This is a genomic window from Streptomyces yokosukanensis, assembly GCF_001514035.1.
Classification (GTDB): Bacteria; Actinomycetota; Actinomycetes; order Streptomycetales; family Streptomycetaceae; genus Streptomyces; species Streptomyces yokosukanensis.
This window is the reverse complement of the sequence record NZ_KQ948226.1, coordinates 137,592-155,686: the sequence shown is the minus strand read 5'-3', so window position 1 is coordinate 155,686 and position 18,095 is coordinate 137,592. Positions and strand designations below refer to the sequence as shown.

The window sequence follows — 18,095 nt, the reverse complement described above, 5'->3', positions numbered from 1 at the left end:
TCCGCAGCAGCGGTTGCTGTTGGAGGTGTCGTGGGAGGTGTTGGAGCGGGCCGGGATCGATCCGACGGTGCTGAAGGGGAGTCGTACGGGTGTCTTCACGGGCGCCATGTACCACGACTACGCCACCACACTGACGCGCGTACCCGACGAGCTGGAGGGCTTCCTGGGCAACGGCAACGCGGGCAGCTTCATCTCGGGCCGGGTGGCGTACACCTTCGGTTTCGAGGGTCCGGCGGTGACGGTGGACACGGCGTGTTCGTCGTCTTTGGTGGCGATGCACTCGGCGGTCCAGGCACTGCGCAGCGGTGAGTGCTCTCTCGCCCTGGCCGGCGGCGTCGCCGTCATGGCCACGCCCGGCAGCTTCGTGGAGTTCTCGCGGCAGCGGGGCCTCGCCCCCGACGGCCGGTGCAAGTCGTTCGCGGCCGGCGCGGACGGTACGGCCTGGGCCGAGGGTGTGGGTCTGGTCCTGCTGGAGCGCCTGTCCGACGCCCGGCGCAACGGCCACGAGGTGCTGGCCCTGGTACGGGGCGCGGCGATCAACCAGGACGGTGCGTCGAACGGCATCACCGCGCCGAACGGTCCTTCGCAGCAGCGTGTGATCCGTCAGGCGTTGGCGAACGCCGGTCTGACCGCGTCCGAGATCGACGTCGTCGAGGCACACGGTACGGGTACGTCGTTGGGTGACCCGATCGAGGCGCAGGCGCTGATCGCCACGTACGGTCAGGAGCGGGCCGGTAGTGAGCCGTTGTGGCTGGGTTCGTTGAAGTCGAACATCGGTCATGCGCAGGCGGCGGCCGGTGTGGCGGGTGTGATCAAGATGGTGCAGGCGATGCGGCACGGTGTGCTGCCGAAGACGCTGCATGTGGATGAGCCGTCGCCGAAGGTGGACTGGTCGGCGGGTGCGGTGGAGCTGCTGACGGAGTCGCGGGAGTGGCCGACGGAGGAGGGGCGTCCGCGTCGTGCCGCGGTCTCCTCCTTCGGCCTCAGCGGCACCAACGCCCACGTCATCCTGGAGGCCGTCGAGGCGGAGCCCCCGGCGGACCGTGCGGCGACTCCGGACGCCCTCGTACCGCTGCTGGTGTCGGGCAAGTCCCCGGAGGCGGTCCGGGCCCAGGCCGAGACGCTGGCGTCCCACTTGCACTCCGATCGTGACGTGCGCCTCACCGACGTGGCGTACTCGCTGGCGACCACCCGCACGCACTTCGAGCATCGTGCGGTGGTGGTGGCGGGTTCGGTGGACGAGGCGCGGGAGGGTCTCGGGTCGGTGCGTCCGGAGGGGGTGGTGTCCGGGCGTCTGGGTGTGTTGTTCACGGGGCAGGGTTCGCAGCGTGTGGGGATGGGGCGTGAACTGTACGGCGCCTTCCCGGTGTTCGCTGATGCCTTCGACGAGGTGTGTGCGGCCGTGGACAAGGAGCTGGGCCGTTCACTGAAGGATGTGGTGTTCGAGGGCGGCGAGCTGCTGGACGAGACGCGGTACGCGCAGCCGGCTCTGTTCGCGGTCGAGGTGGCCCTGTACCGCCTCGTACGCTCCTGGGGCGTGCGCCCCGATTTCGTGGCGGGTCATTCGATCGGCGAGGTGGCTGCCGCTTTTGTGGCGGGTGTGTGGTCGCTGAAGGATGCCGCGGCGCTGGTGGTGGCGCGTGGTCGGTTGATGCAGGCGTTGCCGGCCGGTGGTGTGATGGTCGCGGTGGAGGCCGCCGAGGATGAGGTCACGCCGCTGTTGTCGGAGGGTGTGAGCATTGCGGCCGTCAACGGGCCGACCTCCCTGGTGCTTTCGGGCGCCGAGCATGCGGTGCTGGCCGTGACCGAGGCCCTGGACGGTCGCCGCGTGAAGCGGCTGCGGGTGTCGCACGCCTTCCACTCGCCGCTGATGGACCCGATGCTGGACGACTTCCGGAAGGTCGCGGCCGGCCTGTCGTACAACGCCCCGTCCCTGCCGGTGGTGTCGAACCTGACGGGTGAGGTGGCGGATGCCGGTCGGCTGTGCTCGCCCGAGTACTGGGTGGAGCACGTACGCGGCACGGTCCGCTTCCACGACGGTGTGCAGGCCATGCGCGACCAGAACGTCGCCACCTTCCTGGAGTTGGGACCGGACGGCACCCTGACGGGCATGGTCGCCGGTGACTGCGTACCGTCGCTGCGGCGTGACGTCGACGAGGAACGCGCCCTGCTGACCGCGCTCGGGCAGCTGCACATACGCGGCCTCGGCATCGACTGGGAGCAGGTCTTCGCGGGCCGCGACGCACACCGCGCGGACCTGCCCACCTACGCATTCCAGCACCAGCGGTTCTGGATCGAGGGCGACGGCCCGAGCGTTCCCGAGACGGTCGCCGATCCGGTCGACGCGGCGTTCTGGGAGATCGTGGACAGTGGCGACGCGGACTCGCTGGCGCGGTCCCTGCGGCTCGACGCGACTGCCCTCGACGATGTGCTGCCGGCCCTGTCCGCGTGGCGCCGCCGCCATCGGGACCAGGCGGTGCTGGACGGCTGGCGCTACCGGATCACCTGGCAGCCCGTCACGGACGCGCTCGCACCGGGTGCCGCCGTCGCCGACGGCATGTGGCTGATGCTGGCGCCCACAGGACATGCCGACGCGACGGCGGCGGCCACGAGTGGCGCGCTGACCGCGCAGGGCGGCCGCGTCGTACGGGTGGACGTGGACGGTGAGGACAGGGAGACCCTGGCGAAGCTCGTCCGGGCGCGTCTCGACGCGGAGTCCGGCAGGCCGGTCGGCGTGGTGTCCCTGCTCGCGCTGGACGAGCGGCCCGATCCCGCCCACCCGACGCTGTCGCGCGGCACGGCCGCCACTGTCACCCTCGTGCAGGCTCTCAAGGACCTGGACGTCACCGCCCCGCTGTGGTGCCTGACTTCGGGGGCCGTCGCGGTCCTGGAAGACGGGGAGGTGACGAGTACGGCTCAGCCGATGATGTGGGGACTCGGCACCGTGCTCGCCCTGGACCACCCGAAGACCTGGGGCGGACTGGTCGATCTGGCCGCCGAGCCCGACGAAGCCGCGTTGAGCCGGTTGGTCGCCGCGCTGTGCGGACAGCACGGTGAGGACCAGGTGGCGATCCGGTCCACGGGCGCGTACGCGCGGCGCATGATCCGAGCCGAGTCCGTTGCCGCAGGTGACGACACCGGGCCCGCGCAGGGCTGGACGCCGCGCGGAACGGTGCTCGTCACCGGCGGTACGGGCGGCATCGGTGCGCACGTGGCGCGCTGGGCCGCCGCCCGGGGCGCGGCGCACCTGCTGCTGCTCAGCCGTCGCGGCCCGGCCGCCGAGGGCGCGGCGGCCTTGGAGGCGGAGCTGACCGCGCTCGGCGCCCGTGTCACCGTCGCGGCCTGTGATGTCACCGACCGGGCGGCGCTCGCCGAAGTGATCGCGGAAGTGCCGTCGGACCGGCCCGTCACCGCCGTCTTCCACACGGCCGGCGCGGCGCAGGAGCCGAAGCGGCTGCCCGACAGCACGCTGGCGGAGTTCGCCGAGGTCGGCCGGGCGAAGGTCGCCGGTGCCGTACACCTCGACGAGCTGCTGGCCGACCGTCCCCTCGATGTGTTCGTGGTGTTCTCCTCCGGAGCCGCCGCCTGGGGTGGCGCCGGCCAGAGCGGGTACGCCGCCGCCAACGCCTTCGTCGAGGGGCTGGCGCACCGCAGGCGTGCCGGGGGGCGGGCGGCGACCGCCGTGGCCTGGGGCGCCTGGGCCGGCGGCGGCATGGTCGACGACTCCGTGGCCGAGGAGTTCGCGGGGGTCGGGGTGGAGCTGATGCGACCCGATCTCGCGGTCGAGGCCCTGGACCAGGCGATGGCGCGCGACGAGGGACATCTCGTGGTCGCGGGCATCGACTGGTCGCGGTTCGCGCCGTCCTTCACGGTCGCGCGGGAGCGTCCGCTGTTGCGGGCGCTGCCCGAAGTCACCGCCCTCGCCGCGGCGTCCGCGGCCGCCGTCGGCGCGGACCAGGCGGCCGAGGACGACGGCGCGGCACTGCGGTCCCGGCTGCTGCACCTGTCCCCGCAGGAGCGGCAGACGGTACTGACCGACCTGGTGCTGGCGGAGGCCGGGCAGGTCCTCGGTCATGTCACGGGCTCGGCGGCCGTGGAGGACGGGATCGCCTTCCTGGACATCGGCTTCGACTCGCTGACCGGTCTGGAGCTGCGCAACCGGCTCAACCGGGCGTCGGGACTCGAACTGCCGCAGGGACTGATCTACGACTTCCCGACCGCCGGCATGATCGCCGAACTCATGCGGGACACCCTGGAGCCCGACCTCACCGTCACACCGCAGGCCGTGACGGAGGAATTCACCAAGCTGGAACTGGCGGTGACCCCGGCACTGCACGACGACGCGTCGCGCGCGCGGGCCGTCTCGCAACTGCGCGAGCTGCTGGCCAAGTGGGACCACCTGGAGAACGGAGAGTAGCCGGATGTTCGAGGTCGAGACCTACCTGCGCCGCCTGGGCTTCAGCGAGGTGCCCGAGCCCAGCGTCGAGACGCTGCGTGTGCTGCACAAGAACCACATGATGTCGCTGGCCTACGACAGCAGCGACTTCATCAAGAGCTTCACGGGCTTCCGCAACGTCGTCGACATCGACGTCGACGCGACGTTCCGGGCGATCGTCGCCGGGGGCGCGGGCGGTGTGTGCCACGACCTGAGCGGCCTGTTCCGCAGGCTCCTGACCGAACTCGGCTACGACGTCTCGATCCTGGCCGCGTCCCAGCGCTGGCCCGACGGGCAGTTCGGGCCGGACTTCGAGCACACCTTCAACTGCGTGCGGCTCGACGGGGAGGTCTGGCTCGCCGACGTGGGCTTCGCCGGTCCGTCGTATCTGGAGCCGCTGCGGATGACCGACGAGGTGCAGCACCAGTTCGGTTGCGCCTACCGGCTCAGCACGGCCGGCGCGTACCACGTGCTGGAGCGGAAGGCCGCCACCGGGGACTGGCGGTCGGTGTACCGGTTCGAGCTGACGGCCCGCGCCGTCTCCGACTGGGACCGTCCGCAGGACACCGCCGTCGAGCAGATCGTGAAGGACTCGCTGTTCGCCGGAACCGTGCTGCGCGGCCGCGCCACGGACAACGGGCAGCTCGTGCTCACCGGCAGGCGGCTGCTGCGGGTGGAGAACGGCCACGAATCGGTCCGCACGCTGATCGACAAGGCCGAATTCGAGGGCGTGGTCAAGGACATCCTCGCCGGCTCGGGCAACGGCTGAGGCGGGACGCGACAGAGATGACGATGGATACGGAGACCAGCGGCGCCGGGACCGGAGCGGTCGCCGCCACCGACACGGACGTGGCGGTCGTCGGCTACGGCCCGGTCGGTCAGGTGCTGGCCGTCCTGCTGGCCCGGCGCGGCTGGCGGATCACGGTCGTGGAGCGTTGGCCCCAGCCGTACCCCATGCCGCGGGCGGTCGGCTTCGACGACGAGGCGGCCCGCATCCTGGCGGCGGCCGGCATCGGGCCCTTCCTCGACAAGTTCGGCGAGAACTCACGGGACTACGCCTGGCGCAACGCCGCCGGCGAGACCCTGCTGCACATGGAGAGCGCCGAGCACGGCCACTGCGGCTGGCCGCAGGCGACGGCCATGTACCAGCCGGGACTGGAAGCCACGCTCATCGACCGCGGCACCGACTTCCCGAACCTGCGCGTCGTCCGCGGACAGGAGGTCGTCGAACTCGACGACCGGGGCGACCTGGTCGAGGTGATCTGCGAGGACACCGACGAGCGGGAACACACCTTCACCGCACGGTACGTCGTCGGGTGCGACGGGGCCAACAGCTTCGTCCGGGAGTCGATGGAGAGTTCCCTCACCGACCTCGGATTCTTCTACGACTGGCTCATCTGCGACGTCGTACTGAACGAGCCCCGCGACTTCCACCCCAACAACCTCCAGATCTGCGACCCGCAGCGGCCGCGGACCGCGGTGTCGGCCGGTCCGGGACACCGCCGGTTCGAGTTCATGCGGCTGCCGGGCGAGAGCATGGAGGAGCTGAAGCGGGACGAAACCCTCTGGCGCATGCTGGAGATGTTCTCCGTCCGCCCCGACAACGCGACCCTCGAACGGCACGCCGTCTACACCTTCCAGGCCCGCTGGGCGGCGGAGTGGCGCAAGGGCCGGCTGCTGATCGCGGGGGACGCCGCGCACCTCATGCCGCCCTTCGCTGGGCAGGGCATGTGCTCGGGCTTCAGGGACGTGGCCAATCTGTCGTGGAAACTCGACCTGCTGCTGCGCGGCCTCGCCGACGACCGCGTACTCGACACGTACACCGTCGAGCGCCGGGCGCACGTCCAGAACGCCGTCACCACGTCCGTGAAGCTCGGCAAGGTGATCTGTGTGACCGACCCCGCCGCGGCCGCCGACCGGGATGCGATCATGCTGGCCGGGCGCGACCGCGAGGGGGGCGGCGCGCTGCCGATGTCGACCGCGATCCCCCTCACCGACGGGCTGCTCCACCTGGGCGGCGACGGGGCACCGCTGCTGCCCGCCGGCACCCTGTTCCCGCAGGCGCGGGTGGCGGGTGCCGACGGGGACGGGCCGCTGGACGAGATCGTCGGCCTCGGCTTCGTCCTGCTCGCCGCCGCCGATCCGGCGACTCTGCTGGACGATCGGAGGCGAGCCTTCCTCGACGGCCTCGGTACGCGCTACGCGCATGTCCTGTCCGCGGGCGCACAACCGCACGAGCCCGCTCACGGTGCCGTGCTCGACATCGAGGACCGGTATCTGCCGTACCTGGCCGAGAACGATGCGACCGCCGTGCTGGTGCGCCCCGACTTCACCGTCTTCGGCGCGGCGCGCGGGGCAGAGGCGCTGGGCGCGCTCGTGGACGAACTGGCTCACCGGCTGGGGGCACGGCTCCCGGCCGCCGACTGAGATGTCCCACTTGACAAGCACCATGAGAAAGGAACACGGAACATGGGCGCACGCGAAGACATGTACGGCTTGTTCACGAGTGTCAACGAGATCAATCTGACCGACGATCAGAGCGGCCAGAGCGCCAAGGAGGGCGTGCACAAGAAGAACATCTCCACCAGCTACGACCTCCAGGCCCGGATGTCGAAGAAGGGCATCCTGTGGAACTGGGGCTACCACGACGAGCAGGTGGCCAAGGAGATCAACGCCCGCATACCCGGCTTCCTCGACTACGACACGGACGGCTTCTCCGAGGAACTCTACTTCGCCGCTCTCCGGGAGGTCCCGATCGACCTCGACGACTACGCGGACAAGTTCGTCCTCGAAGTCGGCTGCGGACTGGGCGAGGGACTGAACTTCCTCTCCCGTGTCATCCACGCGAAGACCATGGTCGGTCTCGACCTGTCGGAGCAGGCCGTCAACCGGGCGAACGCCGCGCTGTCCCGCGCCGGGCTGCGGTACGTCCAGGGCGACGCGGAGAACCTGCCCTTCGAGGACGGCGAGGTCGACGTCGTCGTGAACATCGAGAGCGCGCACAACTACCCGAGGCTGGAGAAGTTCCTCCAGGAGGCGGCGCGGGTGCTCAAGCCGGGCGGCTTCTTCACGCACGTCGACCTCTACACCACGCAGCGGCACGCCTTCCTGAAGGAGCTGCAGGCGAAGGACCTCGGCCTGGAGTGGGTCGTCGAACGTGACATCTCGTCGAAGGTGCAGGCCGCGATCCACCAGCGTCTGTCCCCCGACGGCTCCTTCCACAAGGCGCTGCGCGAGCAGCGGGTCGGTGCCATCCAGCGCCACATGGCCAAGCGTGTCGGCCCGGAGGCCGTCGGCGGTTCCTTCGCCGGCTACACCGACAGCGGCTCCACCAAGCTGTTGAAGAAGATGGGCGTACTGCCGTCGCAGTTCATGCCGCCGGTGGACAGCTACCGGCTCTACGTGGCCAAGAAGATCTGATCGCCGTCGGCGGAGCCAGGGCCGCTCCGCGCCGCATCCACGAGCGGCAGCCCTTCGGCGACGGTCGGTACGATCTCGCCGAAGGGCCGACGGACCTGGTCCTCGCCGTCCGGGAACCGCTCGCGTTCCGCACTGTTCAGCACCCGGAGGGGTCACGATGACCGACGCCGCGCACCCGGCACCCGTCACCGGAACCACCCGTCTCTACGCCGTCCTCGGTGACCCGGTCACCCAGGTGCAGTCGCCCGGACTGCTCAACCCGCTCTTCGCCGAGCTGGGCATCGACGCGGTACTGGTTCCCGTGCACGTCCGGCCCGTCGACCTCGCGGACGTGGTCCGCGGTCTGCAATGCGTCGGCAACCTCGACGGCCTGTTCGTGACGGTGCCGCACAAGACGGCCGCCGTACGCCTGGCGGACCGGCACAGCCGCACCGTGGAGATCACCGGCAGCGCCAACGCGCTGCGACGCGAGGCCGACGGCGCCTGGCTCGCCGAGAACTTCGACGGTTCCGGGTTCGTGGCGGGCCTCACCGGGGCCGGACATGATCCAGCCGGCCGGAAAGTGGCGCTGCTCGGTGCGGGCGGTGCGGGCAGCGCCGTCGCGGCGGCCCTGCTCACCGCGGGCGTGGACAGCCTGTCCATCTCCGACCCGGACGGGCCCCGTCTGGCCGCGCTCGTCGCCCGGCTCACCGACCACTGGCCGGGCCGCGTCCACGCCGCCGCCGAACCACCGCTGCACGACAGCGACATCGCCGTCAACGCCACCCCGCTCGGTCTGCGCCCCGACGACCCGCTGCCGTTCTCGCCCCGTGATCTGGCCCCCGGCTGCGTGGTGGCGGACATCATCATGAAACCCAGGGACACACCGCTGCTGCGGGAAGCGGCTGCGCTGGGCCTCCGGGTACACCACGGAATGCACATGCTGACGGGCCAGGTGGACTCCTACCGGGCGTTCTTCGGGCTGGGCACGCCACGAACCGCGGACCGGGGCGACAGGGGACCCGGGGCCGGGCGACGGGTGTCCTGATCCGAGTCCGGCCAGTCACCGACATCGCGGGACGGGCCGCCCTGGAGTGGCCGCCGCGATCGCCGTGACCAGCCGCCAGGGCGGCTCCACTCCGGACGACGCCCTCCGGATCGTCCTCGCGCATCAGCCGCTCGACAGCGCAGCAGGGCGCGCGCCGCAGCCGCCCTGGTCGGCCGCTGCCTGGCGGCCCCATTGCCGGTACTTTCGTGATGCAGGCATCGGACCTGTGTTCTCCCGTCCGCCAAGGCGATCACGCCTGGCTTCAGGGCCGCCGCAAATCCGGTTCCCCTCAGGACGGGTGGGTCTTCACCCCGCTCCGCCGGTCGCGCGGGAGGTCTCGCTTCGCCATGGGGACCGCTATTGCCCACGGTTCCCGTCTCCCCCCGTGCATATGTTTGAAGCAGTGAATTTCTGCTTCGCTGTAGGCTGAAACAGTCCGTCCAAAAGGAAGTTGACGCGTACAGGCGACAGGGGGGAGGCCCGTCTTCCGTCTGTCAGCAGCGTACTGGGGAGCGAGGGCCGACGTCCGGTCAGGACGCGGACAGACTGAACCGATGACGGGCTCAGCGACATCAATATCAGGCAAGAGGCGCTTTAGGTCGAGACGGGGGTTTGCGTGCTGAGGCAAGGGGCGTTAGAGCAGGCGGGACACGGTGGGCGCGGATACGGGTCGGTAGCGAGGCCATGTGCCTCGGGGGAGCCGTCCGGGCGTGACGCGGTTCGCGTCATGTTGGTGGCCGAACAGTCGGTGACCCGGGCCGGTCTCCGTTCGATACTGACCTCGACGCCGGAGCTGCGCGTGGTCAGTAGCTACGGCGATCCGGAGCAGGCCATGGAGGCGACCCGTCAGGACCAGCCGGAGGTCGTCCTCGTCGGCACGCGGGAGAGCCTCGTCGCGGACGCGGCCGCCGCGCAGCAGCTGGTGTCGGTGAACGGCGCACCGGGGGCGAAGGCCATCCTGCTGCACCCCGCCGAGACCAGCGTGGAGGTGTCCCAGGTCCTCACCGGTGGTGTGCACGGCTGTATCGATCCCGCGATGGACGAGGAGCAGATCATCCGGGCGGTGATGACCGTCGCCATGGGCGGCGCGGTGTTCCTGCCGGCCCCCAAGGTCCAGCAGGTGGAGCAGATGCTGGTGATCGACGGGCCCAGCCCGGCCGAGGTACGTCTGACCGAGCGGGAACGCGCGGTGCTGGGCGGGCTCGCCCGCGGGCTGAACAACTCCGAGATCGCCACGGAGTTGTTTCTGGCCGAGGCAACCGTGAAGAAGCATCTGACCCAGGCCATGCGCAAGATCGGCCAGCCCGACCGGCTGCGCGCCGGCCTGTACGCCTACCAACACGGGATCTTCCGCTGAGAGTTGTCCCGCCATGTCAGGTCTGGGTGTCACTCATATCGTTGGGCGGAGTTGTCCGCGGCGGCGTGTAGTCCTACCTCGTCCGGCACAGGACTCGGCGGTCAGCGGAACGCCGAGCCGCTTCCACGGGACGGCCCTTAGCTGAAAGGGACATCCGACGGGCGACCATCGGAGTATGTCGCGGGCACCTTCGAGGTATCTCCAGTCTCCGAAGGTGTGTTCTGTCAGGTGTCGGCGGGCGGTTACGTTTGTTGCGCTCTTTCGAGCCGCTCTGCCGCCCAGTCAACGGAACGGCGGCGGGCGTCCGCTCGCCATCATCAAAGCGGGGATTTCGTGAGCGATTTCACCATCAGCCATGTCGAATTCTATGTCGGGGACGCCCGGCAGGCCGCCTACTACTACCGCACCGCATTCGGATTCCGCACGATAGCCGAAGGCGGTCCGGAGACCGGTCAGCAGGACCGCCGGTCGATTCTCCTCGCCCAGGGCGACATCCGCCTCCTCATGACGTCCGACCTGACGCCGGACGGTCCGGCCGCCCGGTACGTGGCGCGCCACGGAGACGGTGTGGCGAACATCGCGCTGCGGACGCAGGACGCCGAGCGGGCGTTCCGCAGGGCGGTCGAGCACGGCGCCGAGCAGGTCGCCGGCCCGCACCCGGTCGAGCAGCCGGACGGCACCGTCATCTCCGCCGCCGTCACGGCGTTCGGCGACACCGTCCACTCCTTCGTGCAGTACGAGAGCGCCGAGCAACTGCCCGGCCCCCACCTGCGCCGGGTGGACACCGCAGGCAACCCGCCCGCCGATCAGCAACTCCTTCATTCCCTGGACCATTTCGCGGTCTGCCTTCCCGCCGGCGAACTCGAGAAGACGGTGGCCTTCTACGAGAAGGCGCTGGGCTTCAACGAGGCATTCGAAGAGTTCATCGAGGTCGGCGACCAGGCAATGGAATCCAAGGTGGTGCGCAGCTCGTCCGGCGCCGTCACTTTCACCTTCCTGGAGCCCGACGTACGGCGTAAGCCGGGCCAGATAGATGCGTTCCTCGACGCGCATGGTGGGGCCGGAGTCCAGCACCTGGCATTCGGCACCTCGGTGATCGCCGGTGCGGTACCGAAACTCTCCTCCCAGGGCGTCGAGTTCCTGCACACCCCCGCCACGTACTACGACGCGGTAGAGGGCCGGGTGGGCTCGCTCGGCGGCGATCTGGACGTGCTGCGCGAGCTGTGCGTGCTCGCCGACCGTGACGACTGGGGCCTGCTGTACCAGATCTTCACCCGCTCGCCGCACGCCCGGGGGACGTTCTTCCTCGAACTCATCGAGCGGCGCGGGGCACAGACCTTCGGGAGCGGCAACATCAAGGGGCTCTACGAGGCGGTCGAGCGAGCCCAGGCGGTCGCCGACGCAGGCGCTCGATGACCGACACCGCCCTCGGCCGGCCGCTGACGGTCGAGGAGTACGCTCGGCTCGCTCAGGCGCGGCTGCCCGGCGCGACATGGCACTACTTCGACGGCGGGGCCGGTACGGAGAGCACCGTCGAGGGCAATCTCGCGGCGTTCCGCCGGGTCCGGATCCGCCCGCGGGTGCTGAACGACGTCTCCCGCTGTGATCTGTCGACGACGATCCTGGGTGATCCGGTCGGGGCACCCCTCGGTGTCGCCCCCATGGCCTACCACGAACTCGCCTGTGAAGAAGGCGAGTTGGCGACCGTGGAGGCGGCCGGTGAGCTGCGGGTGCCCACAGTGGTCGGCATCTTCGCCAGCCGGACCTTCGAGGACATCGCCGCGCACGCCACCGGCCCCCTGTGGTTGCAGCTCTACTGGCTGCACCGGCGCGACGTACTGGAGCGGGTGGTACGACGGGCCGAGGACGCCGGGTTCCGGGCGCTGGTGCTGACCGTGGACACACCGCGGCTCGGCCGGCGGCTGCGCGAGGCGCGCCACGGCTTCCACCTGCCCCCCCACATCACGGCGCCCAACCTCGACGGCGAGGTCACCGGGTTCCTGCATGAACGCAAGGACGGCAGCTCGGCCCTGTCGAGGCATGCCGACGCGTTCATCGACCCGTCGCTGAGCTGGTCGGACCTGGACTGGCTGCGGTCCCGTACCCGGCTGCCGCTCGTCCTCAAGGGCGTCCTCACCGCCGAGGACGCGGCGCGCGCCGCTGAGCAAGGCATCGACGGGCTGGTGGTGTCCAACCACGGCGGACGCCAACTCGACGGGGCCGCGGCCACCATGGACGCGCTGCCGGACGTGGTGCGGGCGGTCGCCGGCCGCTGCCCGGTGTTCCTCGACGGCGGGGTCCGCAGCGGGACCGACGTACTGAAGGCGCTGGCTCTGGGCGCTCAGGCCGTCTTCCTCGGCCGACCCGTGCTGTGGGGACTGGCGGCCAACGGAGAAGCCGGCGCACGCCATGTGCTCACACTGCTGCGAGACGAGCTGGAGGACGCCATGGCGCTGTCCGGCTGCCCGTCCCTCGCGTCCCTCACCCCGGAACGACTGGACTGCGAGCGGGCCGCAGCCGCACGGAACGACGCACACGACGACCCTCCGGAAGGACGGCGATGAACGCATCCGCATTCCATCTCAGCGAGGAAGACCGCACGTTGCTGCCCTCGGAGGAGGAGGTGGAGTCCTACCAGGAGCACGGCTGGTACCTGTCGAAGAAGCTGCTGACCGACGAGGAGGTCGATGCTCTCGACGCCGCGGCCGACCGCTTCTACGCCGGCCACCGCGACCGCACCCTCCCGGTCCGGCCGCCGCGCCTGGCCTACTGGGAACCGTCCCGCGGCGACGTGCACCGGCACAACGACTACGTCTTCTACGAGGACGACACCGTCCGCCGCATCCTGTCCAAGCCGATCATCGGCGCGGTCGCCGCGCGGATCGCCCGCACCGCGCAGATACGGCTGTGGAACAGCACCCTCATCCACAAGCCGCCGCGCCCCGAGGACGAGGGCAACATCGTGCCCTGGCACTTCGACCGGCACTACTGGCAGACCTGCACCTCCGACGAGATGCTGACCGCCTTCATCCCCTTCCACGACTGTGACGAGGAGATGGGCACCATCACCATGGTCGACGGCAGCCACCGCTGGAAGGAGATCGGCGGCGACGACACGACCACCAAGCACTTCGCCGAACGTGACCGGTCGGAGCTGGACCAGATGCTGGAGGAGAACGCCGCCTACAACAACGAGACGGTCCGCAAGGTGCCCATCGTCATACCGAAGGGGCACATCAGCTTCCACCACTGCCGCACGTACCACGGCAGCGGACTGAACCGCAGCAACCGTCCGCGGCGCGCGATCTCCTTCCACCTGCAGGACCGGGCGAACCAGTGGCGGCCGTTCAGGATCTCCACGGGCGATCAGGTCGTCTACAACAACGACGTCCTGGTGCGGAAGACGGCCGACGGCAACCCCGACTACTCGGACCCGGACTTCTGCCCGGTGCTCTGGCAGGAGCAGCCGTAATGCCGCGGTCCGGACCGGATGCCGAACTCACGTCGGCCGAGCTCCACTCCTCGCTGTCGGACCCGCTGCTCGACGTGATGAACTTCCTCAACGAGGTGACGCTGCGTCACCCCGAGGCGATCTCATTCGGTCCGGGCCGCCCCTACGACGGGTTCTTCGAGGTGGACCGGATCGGCGACTACCTCACGGCTTACACCCGGCACCTGGAGGCGGACCTCGGCCGCACGCCCGGGGAGATCCGCACCGCGCTCTTCCAGTACGGCCGGACCAACGGCCAGATCAACGAGCTGGTCGCCCGGACGATCGCCAATGACGAGGGCATCCACGCCGATCCGTCGCACATCGTCGTCACCGTCGGCTGCCAGGAGGCGATGCTCCTCGTGCTCCGGGCGCTCATCGCCGGACCGGACGACGTACTGCTGGTGACCGACCCGGGGTACGTCGGCATCACCGGCGCGGCGCGGCTGCTGGACGCCGAGACAGTGCCGGTACCCGAGGACGACGCGGGCCTGGACCTCGACGCACTGCGCGCGGTGATCCGGGAGGTGCGTGCCCGGGGCAAGCGACCGCGCGCCGTCTATGTGATCCCGGACTTCGCCAACCCCTCCGGCGCGTCGATGTCCCTCGACCGGCGGCTTCAGCTCCTCGACCTCGCCGCCGAGGAGGACCTTCTGCTGCTGGAGGACAACCCGTACGGGTTCTTCAGCAGCACCGGGGAGCACCGGCCCACCCTGAAATCGCTCGACACCCGACACCGGGTGATCTACTTCGGTTCGTTCGCCAAGACCTGCTTCCCCGGCGCCAGGGTCGGCTATGTCATCGCGGACCAGCCGGTCGTCGTCGGCAGCGGCGCACGCACGGTCCTCGCGGAAGAGCTGTCGAAGATCAAGAGCATGGTCACGGTCAACACACCTGCACTCGCCCAGGCCGTGGTCGGCGGGATGCTCGTCGCGCACGGCTGCCGGCTACGGGAAGCCGACAAGGACCTCATCGACTTCTACCGCGGCAACATGAACGCACTGCTGGAGGCGCTCGCGCGGCATCTGCCCCAGGACCGGTGGCAGGTGCGGTGGAACGTACCCGACGGCGGGTTCTTCCTCGTGGTGACCCTGCCGATCGCCGCCGACAACGAGTTTCTGGAGGAGTCGGCCCGCGATCACGGTGTGATCTGGACACCGATGAGCTACTTCCATCTGCGAAGCGGCGGCGAGCGGCAGATCCGGCTGTCCGCCAGCTATCTGACGCCCGATGAGATCGATGAGGGAGTACGGCGCCTCGCGGCGCACGTCACACAGCGGATCATCCGGGGCAGCTGATGGCCGTGACAGAGCTGCGCACGGCCGCCGTCGTCGGCACCGGCCTCATCGGTACCTCCGTGGCCCTCGCGCTGGCGGAGCGGGGCGTCACCACCTATTTGATCGACAGGGACCGCTCCGTGGCCCGCACCGCCGCCGCGCTCGGTGCCGGCACGGCGAGGATGCCCGACGCCCCCGTGGATCTGGCCGTGCTGGCGGTGCCGCCGGGGAGCGTTGCGGCCGTTCTGGAGGAGCACCAGAAAGGCCGGCTCGCCCGGACCTACACCGATGTGGCAAGTGTGAAGAGCCCGCCGCAGGCCGACATGGAGGCCCGCGGTTGCGATCTGGCCTCCTTCGTCGGTGGCCATCCCCTGGCGGGGCGGGAACGCTCGGGGCCGCTGGCCGGGCGGGCGGACCTCTTCGGTGGCCGGCCCTGGGTGCTGACACCCGGCCCGGCGACCGAACAGGTCGCGCTGGGCCGTGCCCTGGAACTGGTCAGACTGTGTGGCGGTGTGCCGGTCGTGCTCAGTCCCGAGGACCACGACCACGCCGTCGCGCTCGTCTCCCACGTCCCGCACCTGCTGGCCAGTCTGATGGCCGCACGGTTGCAGGACGGCGCGGAGCTCTCGGTCCGGCTCGCCGGCCAGGGGCTGAGGGACGTCACCCGCATCGCCGCGGGCGACGCCGCCCTGTGGACGGACATCCTGGCGACCAACGCGCCGGCTGTGGCGGAGGTCCTGGGCGATGTCGCCGACGACCTGGCGGAGGTGCTCCGCGCACTGCGCGCGCTGGCTTCGGTGGACGCCGTCACGGCACGGTCCCATCCGGCCGCGACGGAGCTGGCCAAGCTGCTCGCGCGCGGCAACGCGGGACATGCCAGGATCCCCGGCAAACACGGCGGAACTCCCGTAACGTACTCATCAGTTCGGGTCGTCCTGCGCGACCGGGCGGGTGAGCTGGCCCGGGTGCTGGCGGACGCTTCGGGTACGGGAGTCAACATCGAGGACATCCGTCTGGACCATGCGACGGACGGGAACACCGGGCTCGTGGAGCTCTTGGTGGCGGGCGGGTCGGCCGACGCGCTCACGGCCGGACTCCGGCGCCACGGCTGGCTCATCCACGCGTAGCTTCGCAGGCGGCACCTGAGCGATATCGGGCCGACCGGCCTTGGCGAGCGATTTCGGAGGAGTACGACCGTGCGGGCAGCAGTGATGTTCGGGGCAGGAGACGTCCAGGTGAAGGAGGTGCCCGATGCCCGGATTGCTCAGCAGACCGATGCCGTGGTGCGGGTCACCCACGCCGCCATCTGCGGCAGCGACCTCTGGCGCTACCAGAAGCTCCAGCCGACACCGGACGGCGTCAGGGTCGGGCACGAATTCATCGGCGTGGTCGAGGAGGTCGGGGCACAGGTCACCTCCGTGCGGCGCGGCGACCTGGTGCTCGCACCGTTCAAGTGGTCCGACGGGACCTGCGAGTTCTGCCGTGCGGGGCTGCACTCCTCGTGTCTGAACGGCGGGTTCTGGGGCGGGGAGCTGGACGGCGGTCAGGGCGAGGCGGTGCGGGTGCCGCAGGCGGACGGCACGCTGGTACCGCTCCCGCTGGAGCCGGCGGATCCACGGCTGCCGGCGGTGCTGGCGCTGTCCGACGTGCTGTGCACGGGGCACCACGCCGCCAGGGCTGCGGGAGTGGGACCAGGCGCCACCGTCGTCGTGGTCGGTGACGGCGCGGTCGGGCTGTGTGCGGTTCTGGCCTCCGCCCGGCTGGGCGCGGAGCGCATCGTCATCCTGGGACGGCATGCCCGGCGTACGGACCTGGCGCGCCGCTACGGTGCGGTCGAGGTGGTGCCGGAGCGCGGCGCGGACGCCGTCGAGCGGGTCCGGGCGCTGACCGGCGGGCACGGCGCGCATGCCGTGCTGGAGTGCGTCGGGACCGGCGCGGCGCTGCGCGACGCACTGGACATGGCCCGTCCCGGTGGCGCGGTCGGCTACGTGGGAGTGCCCCAGGACGGCGAAGGCGTCGACGTACGACGGTTCTACCGCCGCAACGTCACCCTCGCCGGCGGTGTCACCCCGGCGCGCGCCTATGTGCCGGTGCTCCTGCCCGACGTGCTGTCCGGACGGCTCGACGCCTCCGCGGTCTTCGACCGCACCGTGGAGGTCGACGGCATCCCGGACGGCTACAAGGCCATGGCGGAGCGCGAGGCCCTCAAGGTCCTGATCCGCCCCTGAGCCCCGCCGTGAGCGTGGTCGAGCCCGGTGGCCCGACCACGCTCACGGCATCCCGCACGCATCACGGCCTCAGCTCGCCTTCGAGCACGGTCACCGCCTGCCCCAGCAGGGCGACCCGGTCACCGTGCAGGGTGACCCCCACCCGCCCGCCCCGTGGGGACAGTTGCACCCCGATGAGTTCGGTGCGGCCCAGCCGCCCGGCCCAGTGGGGCGCGAGGACGCAGTGGGCGGCGCCGGTGACGGGGTCCTCGGGGATGCCGGCGGCGGGTGCGAAGACCCGGGAGACGAAGTCGTGGTCGGCGCCGCCGGGTCCGCCGGCGGTCACGATGACCGCCCGACCGCTGAACTCCGCCAGCGCGGCGATGTCCGGGGACAGATCGCCCACCGCCGCCGCGTCCGGCAGTTCCACGACGAGATCGTGGCTCGCCCGGCCGGTCCACACCGGCTCGGCGCCCAGCACCTTGGCGAGCCGCTGCGGCACGGGGGCGGTGGTGGGCGGATCCGCGGGGAAGTCCAGGGTGATGCCACGGTGTCCCTGCGGGCGGGCGGCCAGCACTCCGCTCAGGGTCTCGAACCGGAGGGTCGAGTCGCGGGCCGCGCCGTGCGCCGTGTAGAGGACGTGCGCGGTGGCCAAGGTGGCGTGGCCGCACAGATCGACCTCCACGGTCGGCGTGAACCACCGCAGTCCGTAGGTGTCTTCCCCGACCGGGTGCACGAACGCGGTTTCCGACAGGTTGAATTCGGCGGCCACCTGCTGCATCCAGGCCGCGTCGGCCGGCGTGTCCAGCAAGCACACACCGGCGGGGTTGCCGGCGAACGGCCGGTCGGTGAACGCATCGACGATGAAGGCGCGCATGCTCC

At 70.6% G+C, this 18,095-nt stretch carries 13 protein-coding genes; 12 read left to right on the top strand and 1 reads right to left on the bottom strand.

The window, feature by feature from the left end; translation table 11 throughout:
* The 12 genes from AQI95_RS49950 to AQI95_RS37275 all read left to right on the top strand — a co-directional run.
* On the top strand, positions 1–4,417 hold a 4,417-nt coding region (locus AQI95_RS49950; protein ID WP_159056644.1), incomplete at its 5' end, for a type I polyketide synthase.
* Positions 4,418–4,421: 4 nt separating this feature from the next.
* Entirely contained in the window at positions 4,422–5,204 is a 783-nt protein-coding gene (locus AQI95_RS37325; protein ID WP_067134733.1) for an arylamine N-acetyltransferase family protein, read from the top strand.
* Positions 5,205–5,227: 23 nt separating this feature from the next.
* Positions 5,228–6,862, top strand: a complete 1,635-nt coding sequence (mhpA, locus tag AQI95_RS37320; protein WP_107121865.1) for a bifunctional 3-(3-hydroxy-phenyl)propionate/3-hydroxycinnamic acid hydroxylase MhpA — start codon at positions 5,228–5,230, stop codon at positions 6,860–6,862.
* 42 nt (positions 6,863–6,904) lie between these two features.
* Positions 6,905–7,855 carry a class I SAM-dependent methyltransferase gene (locus AQI95_RS37315; protein WP_067134727.1) on the top strand — a complete coding sequence of 317 codons (951 nt, stop codon included), beginning with the start codon at positions 6,905–6,907 and terminating at the stop codon, positions 7,853–7,855.
* Between the two features lie 157 nt (positions 7,856–8,012).
* Positions 8,013–8,882 (top strand): shikimate dehydrogenase family protein, encoded by an 870-nt coding sequence (locus AQI95_RS37310; protein ID WP_067134724.1) that lies wholly within the window; start codon positions 8,013–8,015, stop codon positions 8,880–8,882.
* A 727-nt stretch (positions 8,883–9,609) separates the two neighbouring features.
* Positions 9,610–10,239: a response regulator transcription factor gene (locus AQI95_RS37305; protein WP_067134723.1), complete on the top strand. Its 630-nt coding sequence runs from the start codon at positions 9,610–9,612 to the stop codon at positions 10,237–10,239.
* A gap of 333 nt (positions 10,240–10,572) precedes the next feature.
* The gene (gene hppD, locus AQI95_RS37300; protein ID WP_067134721.1) at positions 10,573–11,655 is read left to right on the top strand and encodes a 4-hydroxyphenylpyruvate dioxygenase; all 1,083 of its coding nucleotides are present in this window, start codon (positions 10,573–10,575) and stop codon (positions 11,653–11,655) included.
* Complete coding sequence (locus tag AQI95_RS37295) at positions 11,652–12,803, top strand: alpha-hydroxy acid oxidase (protein WP_079071779.1); 1,152 nt, start codon at positions 11,652–11,654, stop codon at positions 12,801–12,803. Before hppD ends, AQI95_RS37295 begins: the two co-directional genes overlap by 4 nt.
* Positions 12,800–13,711 carry a phytanoyl-CoA dioxygenase family protein gene (locus AQI95_RS37290; protein ID WP_067134719.1) on the top strand — a complete coding sequence of 304 codons (912 nt, stop codon included), beginning with the start codon at positions 12,800–12,802 and terminating at the stop codon, positions 13,709–13,711. The genes AQI95_RS37295 and AQI95_RS37290 overlap by 4 nt, the downstream gene beginning before the upstream one ends.
* Positions 13,711–15,027, top strand: a complete 1,317-nt coding sequence (locus AQI95_RS37285) for an aminotransferase-like domain-containing protein (protein WP_067134717.1) — start codon at positions 13,711–13,713, stop codon at positions 15,025–15,027. The genes AQI95_RS37290 and AQI95_RS37285 overlap by 1 nt, the downstream gene beginning before the upstream one ends.
* 14 nt (positions 15,028–15,041) lie before the next feature.
* Positions 15,042–16,133, top strand: a complete 1,092-nt coding sequence (locus AQI95_RS37280; protein ID WP_067134755.1) for a prephenate dehydrogenase — start codon at positions 15,042–15,044, stop codon at positions 16,131–16,133.
* Positions 16,134–16,202: 69 nt separating this feature from the next.
* Positions 16,203–17,234 (top strand): zinc-binding dehydrogenase, encoded by a 1,032-nt coding sequence (locus AQI95_RS37275; RefSeq protein WP_067134715.1) that lies wholly within the window; start codon positions 16,203–16,205, stop codon positions 17,232–17,234.
* Between the two features lie 61 nt (positions 17,235–17,295).
* On the opposite strand, the gene AQI95_RS37270 is transcribed toward AQI95_RS37275, so the two are convergent.
* Complete coding sequence (locus AQI95_RS37270) at positions 17,296–18,090, bottom strand: PhzF family phenazine biosynthesis protein (protein ID WP_067134713.1); 795 nt, start codon at positions 18,088–18,090, stop codon at positions 17,296–17,298.
* Positions 18,091–18,095: the final 5 nt, after the last annotated feature.